The sequence below is a fragment of the Motilibacter deserti genome (genome assembly GCF_011250635.1).
Taxonomy (GTDB): Bacteria; Actinomycetota; Actinomycetes; order Motilibacterales; family Motilibacteraceae; genus Motilibacter_A; species Motilibacter_A deserti.
In genome coordinates, this window is record NZ_JAANNP010000044.1 from 1 (window position 1) to 14,503 (window position 14,503).

The following is a 14,503-nucleotide window of genomic DNA, read 5'->3' on the forward strand; positions in this document are numbered from 1 at the left end:
GATGATCGCGCTGGCCAACCTGCTCTGCGAGGACCGCGGAGACGAGGCCGGTGCCGAGCAGGTCCTGCGGCTCGCGGCCGAGCGCGGCGAGCCCCTCGCCCACAACAACCTCGGCGTGCTGCTGCGCGACCAGCGCCGGCTGCTCGAGGCCGAAGCGGCGTTCGTCTTCGGTGTCCGCGCCGGCGACCGGCTCGCCGCTCGCAACCTGCGTGCGCTGCGCCGCACCGAGCGCCGACGGCTCGGGCGGGCGCACCGGCGCGCGGCGCGGGATCGCGTGTAGCCGGGCCGGGCGCTACTGGTCCCAGCTCTGGCGCAGCCGGTCGAAGAGCAGCCCGCCGAGGCGGGTGCGCACTGCCCGGGCCTGCTCGGGTGCCGGCGGCTCGAGCGGGCTGAGCCACGTCCAGCGCAGCTCCGTCCCGTTCGGACGGGCGGGGGCTACGCGACCCCCGGCGGCGTCAGCCCCTGCCGCCGGCGGTACTCCTGCCACACCCGGTCGAGCACCAGCAGCAGCTCTTGGTCGGTGAGCTCGGTGACGCTCGCATAGACCGCGTGCACGACCTCGGTCGACGGGGACGCCTCCTCCGGCGGCAGGAAGCCGGCCAGCCGGTGCAGGTGCCGGGACTCCAGCCCCAGGGCGTCGGCGAGCCGGGCGACGTGCTCGCGCCGCGGGCCGGCCAGGCCGTGCTCCCAGCGCGACACCGTCTGCTGGCCGACGCCGACCCGCCGCGCCAGCTCCTCCTGGCCCCAGCCCAGCTCCTCGCGGCGGATCTTCACCGCCTCGCCGATCAGCGACATGCCCTCAGTGTGCTGCGGATCCCCTGCTCCGGGCAGGGCCCGATGCGTCAGCCGGCGAGCCGGTCGAGGACCACCGCGGCGACCTCGGGCGCGTCCCCGATCGGGGCGCTGACGATGTCCGCGCCGGCGTCGTGCATGCGGCCGGCGAAGAACCCCGGGGCCAGCAGGTAGGTCGCCACGGCCACCCGGCATGCGCCGGCGGCGCGCAACCGGGCGACGGCCTCTGCCGGGGTCGGGGCGCTCGCCGACGCGTACGCCGCCACGACCGGGCTGCCGGTGAGCTCGGCCATCCACGCCACCGCCTGCGCGGTGGCCGCCGCCGACCGCGGAGACGAGGACCCGGCCGCGCCGAGCACGACCGCGTCACCGCGCCGCCAGCCGGCCTCCTGCAGGCGCCGATGGGCCGCGACGACGAGCCGGCGGTCGGGGCCGACGGGCGCGGTGCAGCGCGTCGGCGCGGGTGCCGCCGCCGCCACGGCAGGGAGGTCGACGTCGACGTGGTAGCCGGGCGCGAGCAGCAGCGGGACGACGACGGCCGGCTCGGCGAGGCCGGCGAGCGTGTCGGCCACGGACGGGCCGACGACGTCGAGGAACCCGACGCGCACCTCCCGCTGCGGCACCCGGGCGGCCACCCGGGCGGCGATCGCGTGCACCGTGCGCAGCCCGTCGGCGTTCTCGGTGCCGTGCGCGGCGACGACCAGCGGGCAGTCGGCCGGGACGCCGACGTCGACGGCCCGGACAGGTGCCAGGAGCGCGCTCACCGGGCGGCGACGGCGACGAAGACCATGCCCGCGTGCACGCGCGAGGCGTACGTCGGCAGCGCCACCGCCTCGTCGTCCAGGCAGCGGCCGGTCACGAGGTCGAAGACCTGCTTGTACATCGGCGACGCGACCGTCGGCGAGCCGGCCCGCGTGCCCACGATGCCGCGCGACATGACGTTGGCCCCGCTGAACGGGTCGCGGTTGCCGACGACGCGCACGCTGCCGTCGGCGAGCCGGAAGACGGCCACCTGCCCGGCGCCCGGGACGAGCGCGGCCACCCCACGCTCGCGCAGCAGCTGGGCGACGGGGCACACCACGTGCCACTCGACCGCCGCGGTGGTGTGGGGGGCTTCGAGCTGTGCGGTCACTTGCGTACCTCCAGTCGGGGACCGCCGATGAGCACGCGCTCCTCCGGCCGCGCGGGCCGGGGCTGGTCGCGCTCGACGACGAAGACGATGTCGCGGTCCGGCTCACCGGGCGCGTTGACGAACGAGGCGAAGCGGCGCAGCGTCTCCGGGTCGTCGAGCGCCGCCCGCCACTCGTCGGCGTAGCCGTCGACGTGGGCCGCCATCGCCGCGTCGAGCTCGGCGCAGATGCCGAGCGAGTCCTCGACGATGACGGAGCGCAGGTGGTCGATCCCGCCGTCGAGCGCCTCCACCCAGGCCGCCGTGCGCTGCAGGCGGTCCGCCGTGCGGACGTAGTACATGAGGTAGCGGTCGACGTACCTGACCAATTCTTCGGTGGTCAGGTCCGACAGCAGCAGCTCGGCATGGCGCGGGGTGAAGCCGCCGTTGCCACCGACGTAGAGGTTCCATCCCTTCTCCGTCGCGATGATGCCGATGTCCTTGCTGCGTGCCTCCGCGCACTCGCGGGCGCACCCGGACACACCGGCCTTGATCTTGTGCGGCCCACGCAGCCCGCGATAGCGCAGCTCGAGGTCGATCGCGAGGCCCACCGAGTCCTGCACGCCGTAGCGGCACCAGGTCGAGCCGACGCAGGACTTCACGGTGCGCAAGGACTTGCCGTACGCGTGGCCGGACTCGAAGCCCGCGTCGACCAGCCGCCGCCAGATGGCGGGGAGCTGCTCGACGCGGGCGCCGAAGAGGTCGATCCGCTGGCCGCCGGTGATCTTCGTGTAGAGCCCGAAGTCGCGCGCCACCTCGCCGATGACGATGAGCTTGTCGGGGGTGATCTCGCCACCGGGGATGCGCGGCACCACCGAGTAGGTGCCGTCCTTCTGAATGTTGGCGAGGAAGTGGTCGTTGGTGTCCTGCAGCGCCGCCTGCTCACCGGCGAGGATGTGGCCGTTGCCCAGCGATGCCAGGATCGACGCGACCACCGGCTTGCAGATGTCGCAGCCTCGGCCGGTGCCGTGCTCGCGCACGAGCTGGGAGAAGGTACGGACCTGCCGGACGCGGACGATGTCGAACAGGTCCGCGCGGTTGAGCTCCGGGAAGTGCTCGCAGAGCCCGCGGCTCTGTTGCACGCCCGCGTCCGCCAGCATCTTCTTGAGCAGCGGGACGCAGCTCCCGCAGCCGGTGCCGGCGCGCGTACAGGACTTCAGGGAAGGCACATCGGCGCATCCGCCTTCGCAGATCGCCGTCGTGATCTCGCCCGCGGTCACGCCCGCGCAGGAGCAGACGACCGCGTTGCCCGTCGGCCCGGCGAGCTCGGCCGTGCCGACCAGCACCTCCTCGGGCGTTCCGGGCAGCGGGCCGCCGACGAGGCCGCGCAGGGCGGGGTACGCCGACGCGTCCCCCACGAGCACGCCGCCGAGCAGCGTCTGCGCGTCGTCGCTCAGGACGAGCTTCTTGTACGTCCCGGCGACCTGGTCGGTGTAGACCACCTCCAGCGCGCCCGGGCTCGCGGCGTGCGCGTCGCCGAAGCTGGCCACGTCCACGCCGAGCAGCTTGAGCTTGGTCGAGAGGTCCGCGCCGGGGAACTCCGACGCCCCGTCGAGCAGCCGGTCGGCCACGACCTCGGCCATGGCATAGCCGGGCGCGACGAGGCCGTAGACGCCGCCGTCGATGCAGGCGCACTCGCCGATCGCGAAGACCCGCGGGTCCTCGGTGCGGCAGGCGCTGTCGACCACGACGCCACCCCGCGGGCCGACGGTGAGGCCGCTCGAGCGGGCCAGCTCGTCGCGGGCGCGCACGCCGGCCGCGAAGACCACCAGGTCGGTGTCGATGCCGTTCCCGTCGGCGAACTCCATCCGCGCCACCGAGCCGTCGCCGCCCGGGCGAAGCGCCGCGGTCGCCGTGCCGGCGTGCACCGTGATGCCGAGCCGCTCGATGTGTCGCCGCAGCACCGCGCCGCCGCCCTCGTCGACCTGCACCGCCATGAGCCGCGGGGCGAACTCGACGACGTGCGTCTCCAGGCCGAGCCCGAGCAGCGCGTTGGCCGCCTCCAGCCCGAGCAGGCCGCCGCCCACGACGGCGCCGACCCGGCGGCCGGCGGCGTGGGCCCTCATTTCCTCGAGGTCGGCGATGGTGCGGTAGACGAAGGCGCCCGGCAGGTCCTTGCCCTCGATCGGCGGGACGAACGCGTAGGACCCGGTCGCGAGGACCAGCGCGTCGTACGCGACGACCGCCCCGGTCGAGGTGGTGACCGTGCGCGCCGCGCGGTCGACGGCCACCGCCGACTCCCCGACGCGCAGGTCGAGCAGCGGGTCGCCGTCGTAGAACCCCTCGGGCACGAGGCAGAGATCGGCCTCGCTGGCCCCGGTGAACCAGGAGGAGAGCGCCACCCGGTCGTACGCCGGCCGCGGCTCCTCGCAGAGCACGGTCACGCGCCAGCGCCCGGACTCGTCCCGCGCCCGCAGGGACTCGACCAGCCGCTGGCCGACCATCCCGTTGCCGACGACGACGAGGTGCGCGGGTGCGCCGTGCGGCTGCGGCGCGGAGGAAGTGGACATGCCGTCGAGGGTGTGGGCGGGCGTTTGCGCGCCGGTCTCGGACGTGTTTCACCGGTGCAACGTGGTTCTCATTCTGGTGCGGGGTGCCGGGTGAGGGCGCCCGGCGGAAGCGGACGCCGACCAGGGCCAGCGAAAAGCCGGTTGCTGCTGTACCTACTGGTATGTACGGTGCCCTCACCAGACCGAGGAAGGGAACAGGACCGTGCACGCGATGCAGTACGAGATCCCGCTGCCGGCGGACTACGACATGGGCGTGATCAGGCGCCGCGTCGCCGAGCGCGGCCACCGCACGGACGCGTTTCCCGGGCTCGGCGTGAAGGCGTACGCCATCCGCGAGAAGGGGGTCGCCGGATCACCCGTCAACGAGTACGCGCCGTTCTACCTGTGGGCCGACCCGGCGGGAATGGACGAGTTCCTCTTCGGGCCCGCCTTCTCCGGGATCGTCAGCGACTTCGGCCGGCCGGTGGTGAGGCACTGGCGCGGGCTCGGCTTCGAGCTCGGCCCGGACCGCGACATCCCTGCAACGGCCGCCACCCGGGCCAGCCGCGTGATACCGACGGACCGGCCGCTGCCCGAGCTCGTCGAGGAGGCGAGAGCCCGCCTGACGACGACGGCCGCCGCTCCGGGGGTGCACAGCGCGGCCGTCGTGGTGGACCCAGCCGGGTGGGAGCTGCTCGAGTTCACCCTGTGGGCGCAGGAGCCACCCCCGGCCCAGGGCGACCGCTACCAGGTGCTCCACACCTCGACGCCCCACCTCGCCGGCCTCGTGCACGGGAGGCCGGAGTGACCGGCCGCCAGCAGCCCGAACGGCTCGGTGACGAGCTGGCTCCCGCGAGGCTGGACCGCACAGCGGGCCAGGAGCTGCTCGCCGTGATGCAGGACCGCGCGACGTACGACGCGACGGTCCCGGGGCTCGAAGCACTGGCTCCCGGTTTCGCCGACTGGATGATCACGAGCTTGTTCGGTGGTACCTATCAGCGCGGCGTGCTGTCCCTGCGCGAGCGCCAGATCGCGACCCTGGCTGCTCTCGCGGCGCTCGGCTCGGTCGAGCCCCAGCTCGTCGGGCACGTCCGGACCGCGCTGCGGCTCGGGCTGTCGCGCGAGGAGGTGGTGGAGGTCTTCGTCCACCTTGCGCCGTACGTCGGGACGCCGCGCGCGCTCGCGGCACTGCGCTCGGCCGCCACCGGCACCGGGACCGGGAACGGGACCGGCGAAGCGTCATGAGCATGGGGGCGGGAGCCGTGCGCACCGTCACCGGAGACCTCGCGCCCTCCGAGCTCGGCGTGTGCGACGCGCACGACCACCTCTTCCTGCGGACCCCCCTGCTTCCCGGGCAGGAGCTCACTGACGTACGCGCGGCGCAGCGTGAGCTGGACAGCTGGCGCGCGGCGGGCGGGCACTCGCTCGTGCAGTGGACACCCGCAGGCCTGGGAAGGGGCGCCGACCACCTGCGCTCTCTGTCGACGGCCTCCGGCGTGCATGTCGTGGCCGCCACGGGGCTGCACCGGGCCGCCCATTATCTGCCGCAGCGGCTGGCGCAGGCCCTGGACGGGCTGGCCGAGCTGTTCGTCCGCGAGCTCACGGTCGGGATCGCGGAGACCGGCGTGCGTGCCGGGCTGATCAAGGTCGCCGGCGCGTTCCACCAGGTCGACGAGCACGCCCGCGTCGTCCTCGCCGCGGCAGCAGATGCCCACCACGCGTCGGACGCCCCGATCGCGGTCCACCCGGAGGCGGGCACCGCGGCCGCCGACGTGCTCGACGTCCTCTGCGGCCGGCACGGCGTACCGGCCCGACGCGTCGTCCTGGGGCACCTGGGCAGGAGGCCGGACATCGCCTCGATCGTGGAGGTGGCGCGGTCGGGGGCCTTCCTCTCGCTCGACGGCCCCTCCCGAGCGAACGCCGCCACCGACTGGCAGCTACCGGCGGTCCTGCGTGCGCTCGTGGACGCGGGGCACGCGGCACAGATCCTGCTCGGTGGCGACACCACGTCCGCCGCAGCGCGGTCCCGGGCCGACGGCCCCGGGCCTGCACACCTGCTGCGGACCATCCGACCGCAGATCGCTCGGGCGCACGACGAGCCGGTCGCCCGGGCGGTGTTCGTCGAGAACCCCGCCCGGGCGTTCGCCGCCTGCTGGCCGTGACACCCCGGACGCGGGCTGCCGGGCTCAGAGGCCCGAGACGGCCTGCAGCGCCGGGTTCCCGGCCTCGACCACGAACGAGGCGCGCGTGGTGATGGGAGCGCCCTGCGTACGTACCTGCTGCACCACGCGGTAGTCCGCCCGCAGCTGCGTCCGGTCGATGCGGGTCAGGACGTAGCCACGCTGGGCGTTGGCGAAGCGGATGTGCGGGTTCTCCGCGAGCGCCGTCCGGTTGCCGGCGCTGAGGTCGGAGCCGTTGCCCCCCGACGTGATCGACGTGGTCACGAGCTCCACCCCCACGGTCCGCGACGACGGGTCCCGGAAGTCGGCCTTCATGTCGCAGGCGTAGTTCGCGTGCACGTCGCCCGTGAGCACGACCGGGTTTGCGGCGCCGGCGCCGCCGAAGCCGCGCATGATGCGCTGGCGGGAGGCGACGTACCCGTCCCAGGAGTCCATGCTGAAGGACTCGATCGCACCGTTCGTCTGGTCGCGCAGCGAGAAGAACACCTGCTGCCCGAGCAGGTCCCACGTCGTCTGCGTGCGGTGCAGGCCGTCGACCAGCCAACGCTCCTGCTTCGCCCCGGTGATGGAGCGGTTGGGGTCCGCGGCCTCGGCGCATCCCGCCCGGTTGCCGTCCCCGCACGCCTGGTCGTTGCGGAACTGGCGGGTGTCGAGCATGTGGAAGGTCGCCAGGTCGCCCCATCCGAGCCGCCGGAACAGCTGGATGTCGGGGCCGGTCGGCGTGGAGGCGCGGCGGAACGGCATGTTCTCGTAGTACGCCTGGTACGCCCACGCCCGGCGCTGCAGGAACGTCGGGCCCGGCGGGTCCACGTCCGGGATCTCGTCGGCGTAGTTGTTCTCGACCTCGTGGTCGTCCGGCACCGCGATCCAGGGCGCCGCGGCGTGCGCCGCCTGCAGGTCCAGGTCGCTCTTGTACTGCGCGTAACGCGCCCGGTAGTCCCCGAGCGTGAAGATCTCGCGGCCGCCGCTGTGCGGCCGGAAGCCGGCCCCGGCACCCTCGTAGATGTAGTCGCCGAGGTGCAGGACCACGTCCGGGTCCTCGTCCGCCAGGTGCCGGTAGGCCGTGAAGTAGCCGTCGGAGTAGTTCGAGCAGGACGCGAACGCCATCGTCAACGCGGCGACGGCGGCACCCGTGGCCGGGGCCGTGCGCGTGCGCCCGACCGGCGAGATGTGCTCGTCGACGCGGAACCGGTAGAAGTACTCGGCACCGGACGGCAGCCCGGTGAGCTCGACGTGGATCGCGTAGCCCTCGTCGCGGCGCGCGTGCTTGGTCCCGAAGCGCACCAGCCGGGTGAAGCGCTCGTCCTCGGCGACCTGGAACTCGACCTTGTGCTTGTCGGCGGTCAGGCCGCCGAAGCCGTCGAGGGCCAGCGGGTCGACGGCCAGCCGGGTCCAGAGGACGACCCCGTCGGGGTACGGGTCTCCGGAGGCGACGCCGAGGGTGAACGGGTACGCGATGCGGCCGGGCCGGACCTTGGGGACGGCCAGCGCGGTCCCGGGCAGGAGCAGCCCGCCCGCGGCGACACCGGCGCCGGCGGCCGCGCCGCCGAGGAGGAAGGAACGACGCGAGACGGAGGGGTTGGTCACGAGCCGTCAGCCAAGCGGCGTCGGGCGTCGCGAGGATTGCCGGTAGCTGACCGGTGGGCGACGGCCACCCGACGAGCGCGTGCATCACGGGGGCAGGCATTCGCGGTCGGGCACGGAGCCACGGGTCACGGACCATCTCGGCTCTCTCGCCGAGCTACTTCACCTCCCCTTCCGGTGAGGTCGAGCGAGCGACTGCTCTTGCGCAGGCCCCGATCGGCGAAGCCGAAGCAGACGTCGGACTTGCGGGCAGTTGGGTGCTCGCCCCACTGAGCTGTCCATCCTCTTCAGCTCTCAGAGACGCAAGCAGCGGTCGGCGAAACGCTTCATCGACACGTTGGACATCCTCGCCGATCGGATGGCGGAGCTCTATCTCAAGGAGCGGCGGCTGACCGGAGGAACATGAGCCGCCTAGCTGTCCAGGAACCGTGCCAGCCACGCGACCGCCAGCCCGTCCACGACCTCAGCGCACTCGGTCTGGGGAGCGGGCTCCAGGCCGGGCTCCTCCGCGAAGCCGTGGCCCATGCCCGCGACGGTCACGAGGTCGAGCCGGTCGGGGTCCTCATAGCGCACGGCGAGCTCGTCGCGCAGCCGCTGGGCGGGCGCGAGGAAGCCCTCGAGGTCGTCCTCGGAGCCGACGACGATGCGGACCGCCGGCTGACCCGCGGCAGGGAACTCCCCCGCGCGGGCCACGAAGTCGAGCCGGTCGGCGAACCCGGCGGTGTCGTCGTCGAGGACGTACTCGCCGAGCTCGCGGCCGATGGCGGCGAGCACCTCACGCAGCTGCACGACCGGGCTCACGAGCACCGCGGCCACGATGTCGAGCCCCAGCGGCCGGGCCGCCTCGAGCAGGACGAGCTGCGCCACCGCCGCGCCGAGCGAGCCGCCGACGAGCGCGACCGGGCCGGTGCCGAGCCCGAGCTGCTCGCGCAGGGCGGCGTACGAGGCCGGGAGCTCCTCGACCGCGCCGAGCGCGATCGGCCGGTGCGCGTTGCGGACGACGTCTTCCATGGCGCGGGCGAAGAGCGCGTCGAGCCCGCCCTCGGGCAGGCGCGAGCCGCTGAGCGGCAGGCCGAGGTAGACCCGCCAGGCGTCGAGGTCGGCCAGCGGCAGGGCGGCCGCCATCGCGCGTTCGGTGCGCGGGGAGTCGAGCAGGTGCCACACCAGCACGACGGGCGCGTCCGGGCGCGGGGTGGACGGCGGGACGGCGACGTAGGGGACGCCTGCTGCGACTCCGGTGGTGGTCATGCGCCCGCCTCTCCCGAACCGATGCCGCTCCCGATGCTGCTGCCGACGATAGAGGGCCGGGCCGGGGACGGACGGTGCCCCCGGCCTCGGCGCGCCGTCAGTAGCAGCCGGTGTGGTTGGGCGTGTTCTTCTTCCATCCGGTCGACGACGAGACGCTGGCGTAGACCTCGTCGCAGCCCTCCCAGTCCTCGTTGAGGGTGGGCTTCGGGACGGTCACCTTGATCGAGAAGTGGCCGTACTCCGACTGCGTGTAGCCGCGGACGCCCAGGTCGTCGTCGGACCACGGATCGTCGCCCTTCAGCGACATCGTGACGTAGGAGTAGGGCGGCGCGTTGTTGACGTAGCCGTAGACGATGACGTCGTAGTAGCCCGGGCTCGTGCTGCTGGCCTGCACGCGGATGGCGGCGTACGAGTCGATCGCCGACGCGGGGGCGGCGGTCGCGAGGGCGGCCGGGGCGGCGATGGCCGCGGTGAGGGCGAGGGCGGTGAGGCTCTTGCGGATGCGCATGGGATGTTCTCCTGGGGTTGTGGGTCTGCCTGCAAGTGGTGAAGGCGGTCAGAACTTGCCGAGGACGGTGTTGGTGCGCAGCGACGAGTCGCCGGGAGAGGTGACCCGGGCGAAGACCTCGTCCGTGTTGAGGACGCCGTAGTCCTCGTCGAGGACGGACCGGTGGACGAGCGCCTCGTAGGAGAAGTCCCCGTCCACGGCGACGACGTTGCGGGTGAAGCCGAGGTCGGGCGTGGCCCAGCCGTCGTCGCCCTTCAGCGAGAACGTGACGAGCGAGTAGCTCGACGAGCCGTCGAAGTGGCCGCTGACGAGGACGCGGTGGTGGTCGGCGTAGGCGCTCGGCAGGATCGCGAGCGAGGCGGAGGAAGGGGCGGCCGACGCCGGCGACGCCGCGACGAGCACGGCCGGTGCGGACAGGGCGGTGGCCAGGGCGGCGACGGCCAGGCCGGTGCGGATGCGCATGTCTGAGCTCCAAGGGTTCGGAAGAGAAGTCGAAGCACGAACCGCGTTTCGGCCGCGGTGCTCTGTCGATGTCTCGAAGGTAGGAGCGAGCGCCCCCGGGTGCCTCGGGAGAACTCCCTATCTTTGGCTCGGGGGGCGTACCCCCAGTTCCCGGGCGAGGGCTGCCGCCTGGCCCCGGCTGGTGACGCCGAGCTTGGCCAGCACGGCCGACACGTGATGGTCGACGGTCTTGGCGGACAGGGTCAGCCGGTCGGCGATCTCGGCGTTCGACAGCCCGTCGGCCAGCAGGGCCAGGACGTCGGCCTGGCGCGGCGTGAGCCCGGCGGCGTTCGCGGCCGTCGTGGCGCGCCGGCCGCGCGGGACCGCCATGCCGCGGCGGCGTACCTGCTCCCGCACGTGGCGCACCGCTTGCTCGGCGCCGAGGCCCTCCAGGATCTGCAGCGCCTGCCGGACCGCAGAGTCGTCGCCCAGCGCGAGGGCCTGGGCCTGCAGGTAGACAGCGCCGCGTCCGGCCCAGTCGTCGGCCGCCGCCCGCCACTCCCCGCGGATCATGCGCTGGTACGGCTCGGCCGCGCTCGCCGGGACGGGGCCCGTGCCGCCGGCCCGCCACAGGCAGTAGGCGAGACGCCCGACGACGAACGGCTGCTCCTTCACCGACCGGGCCAGCTGCAGCCCGTGCGCGGCCTCTGCGCGGGCGCGCTCCTCCTCGCCGCGCCACAGGAAGTGCTCGGAGCGAGCCTCGGCGACGGGCGCGACCCACTGCGCGTCGCCGACCCGGGCCGCCTCGCGGGCGGCCTCGTCGAGGACGTCGGACGCGCGCGGGTCACCACGCGCGGCGAGGATGCGCCCGCGCACCATCAGCGGCAGCACGGCGTTGACCCCGAGCAGCCCGGGGCGGGCCAGCGCCTCGGAAGCGTCGGCGAGCGCCCCGCTCCAGTCCCCGCGCTCGATGCGGAGGCCGAGCATCCAGAGCACGTACGGGTCGAGCTCGTGGGCGCGGGCGTACGCCAGCGCGCTGTCGGCGATCGGCGATGCGGTCGCGAACTCGGCCAGCTCCTGAGTGACGACGCCCGCGAGGTTCACCAGCGCACGCGCCGCGTGCTCGGCGAGCCCAGCCGCAGCCGCGCGGCGGTGGGCGGCGAGCAGGGCGTCACGCGCGCCGAGGTCGCCGTCGGCCAGCCGCGCGGTGTTGACGTTCACCGTCGCGTGGACGGCGGTCTCCACGTCACCCAGCCGGTCGGCGAGCTCGCTGGCCCGCTCCCCCCAGTGCACCGCCTCGTCGAGCTCGTCGGCGAGCAGGTGCAGCTGCGAGCGGTTGCTGTAGGCCATGGCGAGCTCACGGCTGGGCGGCAGCTCCTCGAGCACCACGACGGCCCGCGCGCCCGCCGCCCGCGCCCGGACCGCGTGCCCGGTCCACCAGGCCAGCCGGGACACCCAGCGCAGGTTCTCGCCCACGAGCGCGGGCTCGCCGGCGCGCTCGCGCGCGCTCAAGGCCGCCTCCCGGCCCTCGAGAGCGTCCTCGTGCAGCCCGGCGAGGTAGGCCTCGGCCGCGTAGCGCTCGAGCAGCTCGGCCCGCTCGGCGTCGGGCAGCGCCGGCGATGCGTCGACCACCGCGCGGTAGTGCGCAGCCGCCTCCCGGTGCGCACCCTGCCGCGCGGCGTCCGCAGCGGCAACCGGCCCGTGGCGCAGGACCGCCGCCGTGTCGCCGGACAGCGCCGCGTGGTGCATCAGCCGCCCCGGGTCCACCTCCGGCAGGGCGCTCAGCAGGGCCAGCGCGCGCCGGTGCAGCGCCCGCCGCCGCCCGGGCGACAGAGACTCCTCGACCGCGGCGCGCAGCAGCTCGTGCCGGTAGGACACGCCGTCCGCCCGCTCGACGAGGACGCCGGCGTCGATGCACTCGTCGACGAGCTCCTGCGCGTCCGCGACGAGCGCGAAGTCCGCCCGGGTCGGCAGCACGGACACGAGCTGGGCGAGGTCGCGCGCCGGCCCCGGCAGCCCGCGCAGCCGGGCCAGCACCAGGTCCGCGACCGCCCCGGGCACCACGTCCTCGCCGGCCTCGAGCAGCTCGGTCACGAGGAGCGGGTTGCCGCCGGCCAGCCGCTGCACCAGCCCCGGGTCCCGTCCGGCCCGGCCGGCAGCTGCGGTCACGCACGCGGCGGACAGCGGCGCGAGCGGGATGCGGCGTACGGCCGTGCTGGGAAGCGCCGCGAGCACGCCCCGCAGCGGGTGGTCGGCGCCGAGCTCGTCGTCGCGGTACGTCACGAGCAGCAGGGCCGTCGTGCGGGCGATGCGCCGGCCGAGGAAGGCCAGCCAGTCCAGCGTCGCCCCGTCCGCCCAGTGCACGTCCTCGACCACGACGAGCGGCGGCACCGGCAGCGGGCGGGCGAGCTCGTCGAGGAAGGCCGAGAACAGCCGGTCCTGGTCCGCGCCGCGGGCGAGCTCGGCGACCAGCTCGCCGCCCGTCTGCCGGGCGATGTCGTGCAGCGGGCCCAGCGCCCGCGGCGTCACGAGCGGGTCGCAGGCGCCCCACAGCACGCGCGCCCGGTCACCGCACCGGCGCGCGAACTCGGCGACCAGCGCCGACTTGCCGAGCCCCGCCTCCCCCGCGACCAGCCCCACCCGGCCCGACGTCGCGCTCGCGGCGAGCAGCTCGTCGAGACGGTCGAGGGCCGGCGCGCGCTCCCAGAGCTCCATGCGCTGCCCCCGGCGGCCGGCGTGCTGCCTACGGCTCGGTGGCGCTGAACTCCTCGACGGCGATGACCGGGCGGACGAGGTCGGTCAGGTCCGGCCCGCTGAAGGCGCGGCGCAGCACGTCGTTGGCGAGCTCGTTGCCGAGCGCGGCCATGATGATGCCCTGGTCCAGGGACAGGTAGAACTGCGACACCGTCCCGTCCTGCACGTCGACGGAGTCGGCGAAGCCCCAGTCGGAGTAGACGTCGAAGTCCTCGCGCAGCCGCTGCAGGTTGTCCAGCACCGCCTCGCGGTCCCAGCGCAGGCCCAGGAACGCGGCGTGCGGTGTCACGACGCCGTGGGTGTACGCCGGAGGCGGAGGGTTGGAGGTCGTCGTGCGGTTCGGGCAGCCGGAGAAACCGTTGTCCACGCGGGTGTTGTCGTTGTTCGAGGTGTAGCCGTCGGGGTTGAGACCGACCGCGTCGACGCCGTACTCGCGGTAGCCGCCGTGCGGGTTGTTGGCCGGCGAGAACCCCCAATAGCCGTACTGCGCTTCGGTCATGCCGTGGTGGATCTGCGCCTGCACGGTGTTCGGGTGGTTGCGCCCCCAGCTCTTGCGGCCCCACTTCTCCTCGGGCACGAAGAGCGCGGGCATCAGCGCCTCGAACGCGCTGCCGCCCCAGCCGGGCACGACGCGCATCCCGGCGTACGGGTAGGAGCCCTCGAACACGGAGACGCCGAAGTAGGTGCGGGTGAACCCGACCGGGCGGGTCTCCTGCCAGGACCAGTCGCAGCTGTCGGGGAACGTGCGCCAGGCGCCGAAGTAGTGCCGCTGGGGCAGCTGGCCGTTGGCGATGCCGATATAGCTGGCGATGCGGCTCTCGCTGACGATCGTGTCGTAGCAGCAGGGCGCGTCGCCGGTGTCGGGGGCGTAGTGGAACAGGATGCGGTTGACGGCCGGCCGGTAGTAGAACCCGAAGTCCATGCTGTCGTAGAGCGCGCCGGCCCTCGGCGCCAGCTCGCGGGAGTAGCCGCGGACGACGCGCAGCCCCGTGGCGAGCCAGCCGTTGTCGACCGAGGACAGGATCGGCGTCAGCGGCGCGCCGCTCGGCGGCCAGACGGTGAGCTTCGCGCCGGTGTTGATGTCGTACCAGTTGTAGAACTGGCCGCTCGGCGCGTGCCGCTCCATCCGCTCGAGGGTCGTCAGCGTGCGGCCGATGCGCTGCTCGAGCTCGTCCTCGCTGATGAGGCGGAGCCGGCGGGCGACGACGGTGCTCCAGAGGTACGCGCCGATGTTCGTCGTCGACGTCTGCACGCTGCGCGTCCCGTCCATGCCGAGCGAGTCGGCCGGCAGGCCGGTGTCCTCGTCGGTCATGGCGACGAAGGACGCCCAGGTGTCGGC

The 14,503-nt window shown here is 74.1% G+C and carries 13 protein-coding genes and 1 pseudogene; 4 read left to right on the forward strand and 10 right to left on the reverse strand.

The window, feature by feature from the left end:
- Positions 1 to 280: pseudogene (locus G9H71_RS17875) on the forward strand (hypothetical protein); the annotation flags it as partial.
- Positions 281 to 435: 155 nt separating this feature from the next.
- Here G9H71_RS17875 and G9H71_RS17880 read toward each other — a convergent pair.
- Genes G9H71_RS17880 through nirB form a run of 4 tightly spaced genes read right to left on the reverse strand, consistent with a single transcriptional unit; the run spans position 436 to position 4,470 of the window.
- Positions 436 to 795, reverse strand: a complete 360-nt coding sequence (locus G9H71_RS17880; protein ID WP_166284153.1) for a helix-turn-helix transcriptional regulator — start codon at positions 793 to 795, stop codon at positions 436 to 438.
- A 47-nt stretch (positions 796 to 842) separates the two neighbouring features.
- A complete protein-coding gene (locus G9H71_RS17885; RefSeq protein WP_166284154.1) occupies positions 843 to 1,556 on the reverse strand; it encodes a sirohydrochlorin chelatase in 714 nt (237 codons plus the stop codon).
- Positions 1,553 to 1,924 (reverse strand): nitrite reductase small subunit NirD, encoded by a 372-nt coding sequence (gene nirD, locus G9H71_RS17890; protein WP_166284155.1) that lies wholly within the window; start codon positions 1,922 to 1,924, stop codon positions 1,553 to 1,555. Before nirD ends, G9H71_RS17885 begins: the two co-directional genes overlap by 4 nt.
- Complete coding sequence (nirB, locus tag G9H71_RS17895) at positions 1,921 to 4,470, reverse strand: nitrite reductase large subunit NirB (RefSeq protein ID WP_166284156.1); 2,550 nt, start codon at positions 4,468 to 4,470, stop codon at positions 1,921 to 1,923. The genes nirD and nirB overlap by 4 nt, the downstream gene beginning before the upstream one ends.
- 202 nt (positions 4,471 to 4,672) lie before the next feature.
- Here nirB and G9H71_RS17900 point away from each other — a divergent pair, with 202 nt between their 5' ends.
- Genes G9H71_RS17900 through G9H71_RS17910 form a run of 3 tightly spaced genes read left to right on the forward strand, consistent with a single transcriptional unit; the run spans position 4,673 to position 6,611 of the window.
- Positions 4,673 to 5,257: a DUF4865 family protein gene (locus G9H71_RS17900; RefSeq protein WP_166284157.1), complete on the forward strand. Its 585-nt coding sequence runs from the start codon at positions 4,673 to 4,675 to the stop codon at positions 5,255 to 5,257.
- Positions 5,254 to 5,694 carry a carboxymuconolactone decarboxylase family protein gene (locus tag G9H71_RS25260; RefSeq protein WP_331273087.1) on the forward strand — a complete coding sequence of 147 codons (441 nt, stop codon included), beginning with the start codon at positions 5,254 to 5,256 and terminating at the stop codon, positions 5,692 to 5,694. Before G9H71_RS17900 ends, G9H71_RS25260 begins: the two co-directional genes overlap by 4 nt.
- A complete protein-coding gene (locus G9H71_RS17910) occupies positions 5,691 to 6,611 on the forward strand; it encodes a phosphotriesterase family protein (RefSeq protein WP_166284158.1) in 921 nt (306 codons plus the stop codon). The genes G9H71_RS25260 and G9H71_RS17910 overlap by 4 nt, the downstream gene beginning before the upstream one ends.
- Positions 6,612 to 6,635: 24 nt before the next feature.
- On the opposite strand, the gene G9H71_RS17915 is transcribed toward G9H71_RS17910, so the two are convergent.
- The 6 genes from G9H71_RS17915 to G9H71_RS17940 all read right to left on the reverse strand — a co-directional run.
- Entirely contained in the window at positions 6,636 to 8,216 is a 1,581-nt protein-coding gene (locus tag G9H71_RS17915) for an alkaline phosphatase D family protein (protein ID WP_166284159.1), read from the reverse strand.
- 408 nt (positions 8,217 to 8,624) lie between these two features.
- Positions 8,625 to 9,461, reverse strand: coding sequence for an alpha/beta hydrolase (locus tag G9H71_RS17920; protein WP_166284160.1), 837 nt, complete (start codon positions 9,459 to 9,461; stop codon positions 8,625 to 8,627).
- A 97-nt stretch (positions 9,462 to 9,558) separates the two neighbouring features.
- Positions 9,559 to 9,969, reverse strand: a complete 411-nt coding sequence (locus G9H71_RS17925) for a hypothetical protein (protein WP_166284161.1) — start codon at positions 9,967 to 9,969, stop codon at positions 9,559 to 9,561.
- A 48-nt stretch (positions 9,970 to 10,017) separates the two neighbouring features.
- Positions 10,018 to 10,431: a hypothetical protein gene (locus G9H71_RS17930; protein WP_166284162.1), complete on the reverse strand. Its 414-nt coding sequence runs from the start codon at positions 10,429 to 10,431 to the stop codon at positions 10,018 to 10,020.
- Between the two features lie 117 nt (positions 10,432 to 10,548).
- On the reverse strand, positions 10,549 to 13,125 hold the full coding sequence (locus G9H71_RS17935) for an ATP-binding protein (protein ID WP_166284163.1): 2,577 nt from the start codon (positions 13,123 to 13,125) through the stop codon (positions 10,549 to 10,551).
- A gap of 28 nt (positions 13,126 to 13,153) precedes the next feature.
- A partial coding sequence (locus G9H71_RS17940; RefSeq protein ID WP_166284164.1) for a glucoamylase family protein occupies positions 13,154 to 14,503 on the reverse strand: 1,350 nt, incomplete at its 5' end.

Coding starts and splice junctions, on each gene's coding strand:
- G9H71_RS17880 (WP_166284153.1), bottom strand. CDS start 795: ATGTCGCTGATCGGCGAGGCGGTGAAGATCCGCCGCGAGGAGCTGGGC.
- G9H71_RS17925 (WP_166284161.1), bottom strand. CDS start 9,969: ATGCGCATCCGCAAGAGCCTCACCGCCCTCGCCCTCACCGCGGCCATC.
- G9H71_RS17935 (WP_166284163.1), bottom strand. CDS start 13,125: ATGGAGCTCTGGGAGCGCGCGCCGGCCCTCGACCGTCTCGACGAGCTG.
- G9H71_RS17920 (WP_166284160.1), bottom strand. CDS start 9,461: ATGACCACCACCGGAGTCGCAGCAGGCGTCCCCTACGTCGCCGTCCCG.
- G9H71_RS17910 (WP_166284158.1), top strand. CDS start 5,691: ATGAGCATGGGGGCGGGAGCCGTGCGCACCGTCACCGGAGACCTCGCG.
- G9H71_RS17930 (WP_166284162.1), bottom strand. CDS start 10,431: ATGCGCATCCGCACCGGCCTGGCCGTCGCCGCCCTGGCCACCGCCCTG.
- nirB (WP_166284156.1), bottom strand. CDS start 4,470: ATGTCCACTTCCTCCGCGCCGCAGCCGCACGGCGCACCCGCGCACCTC.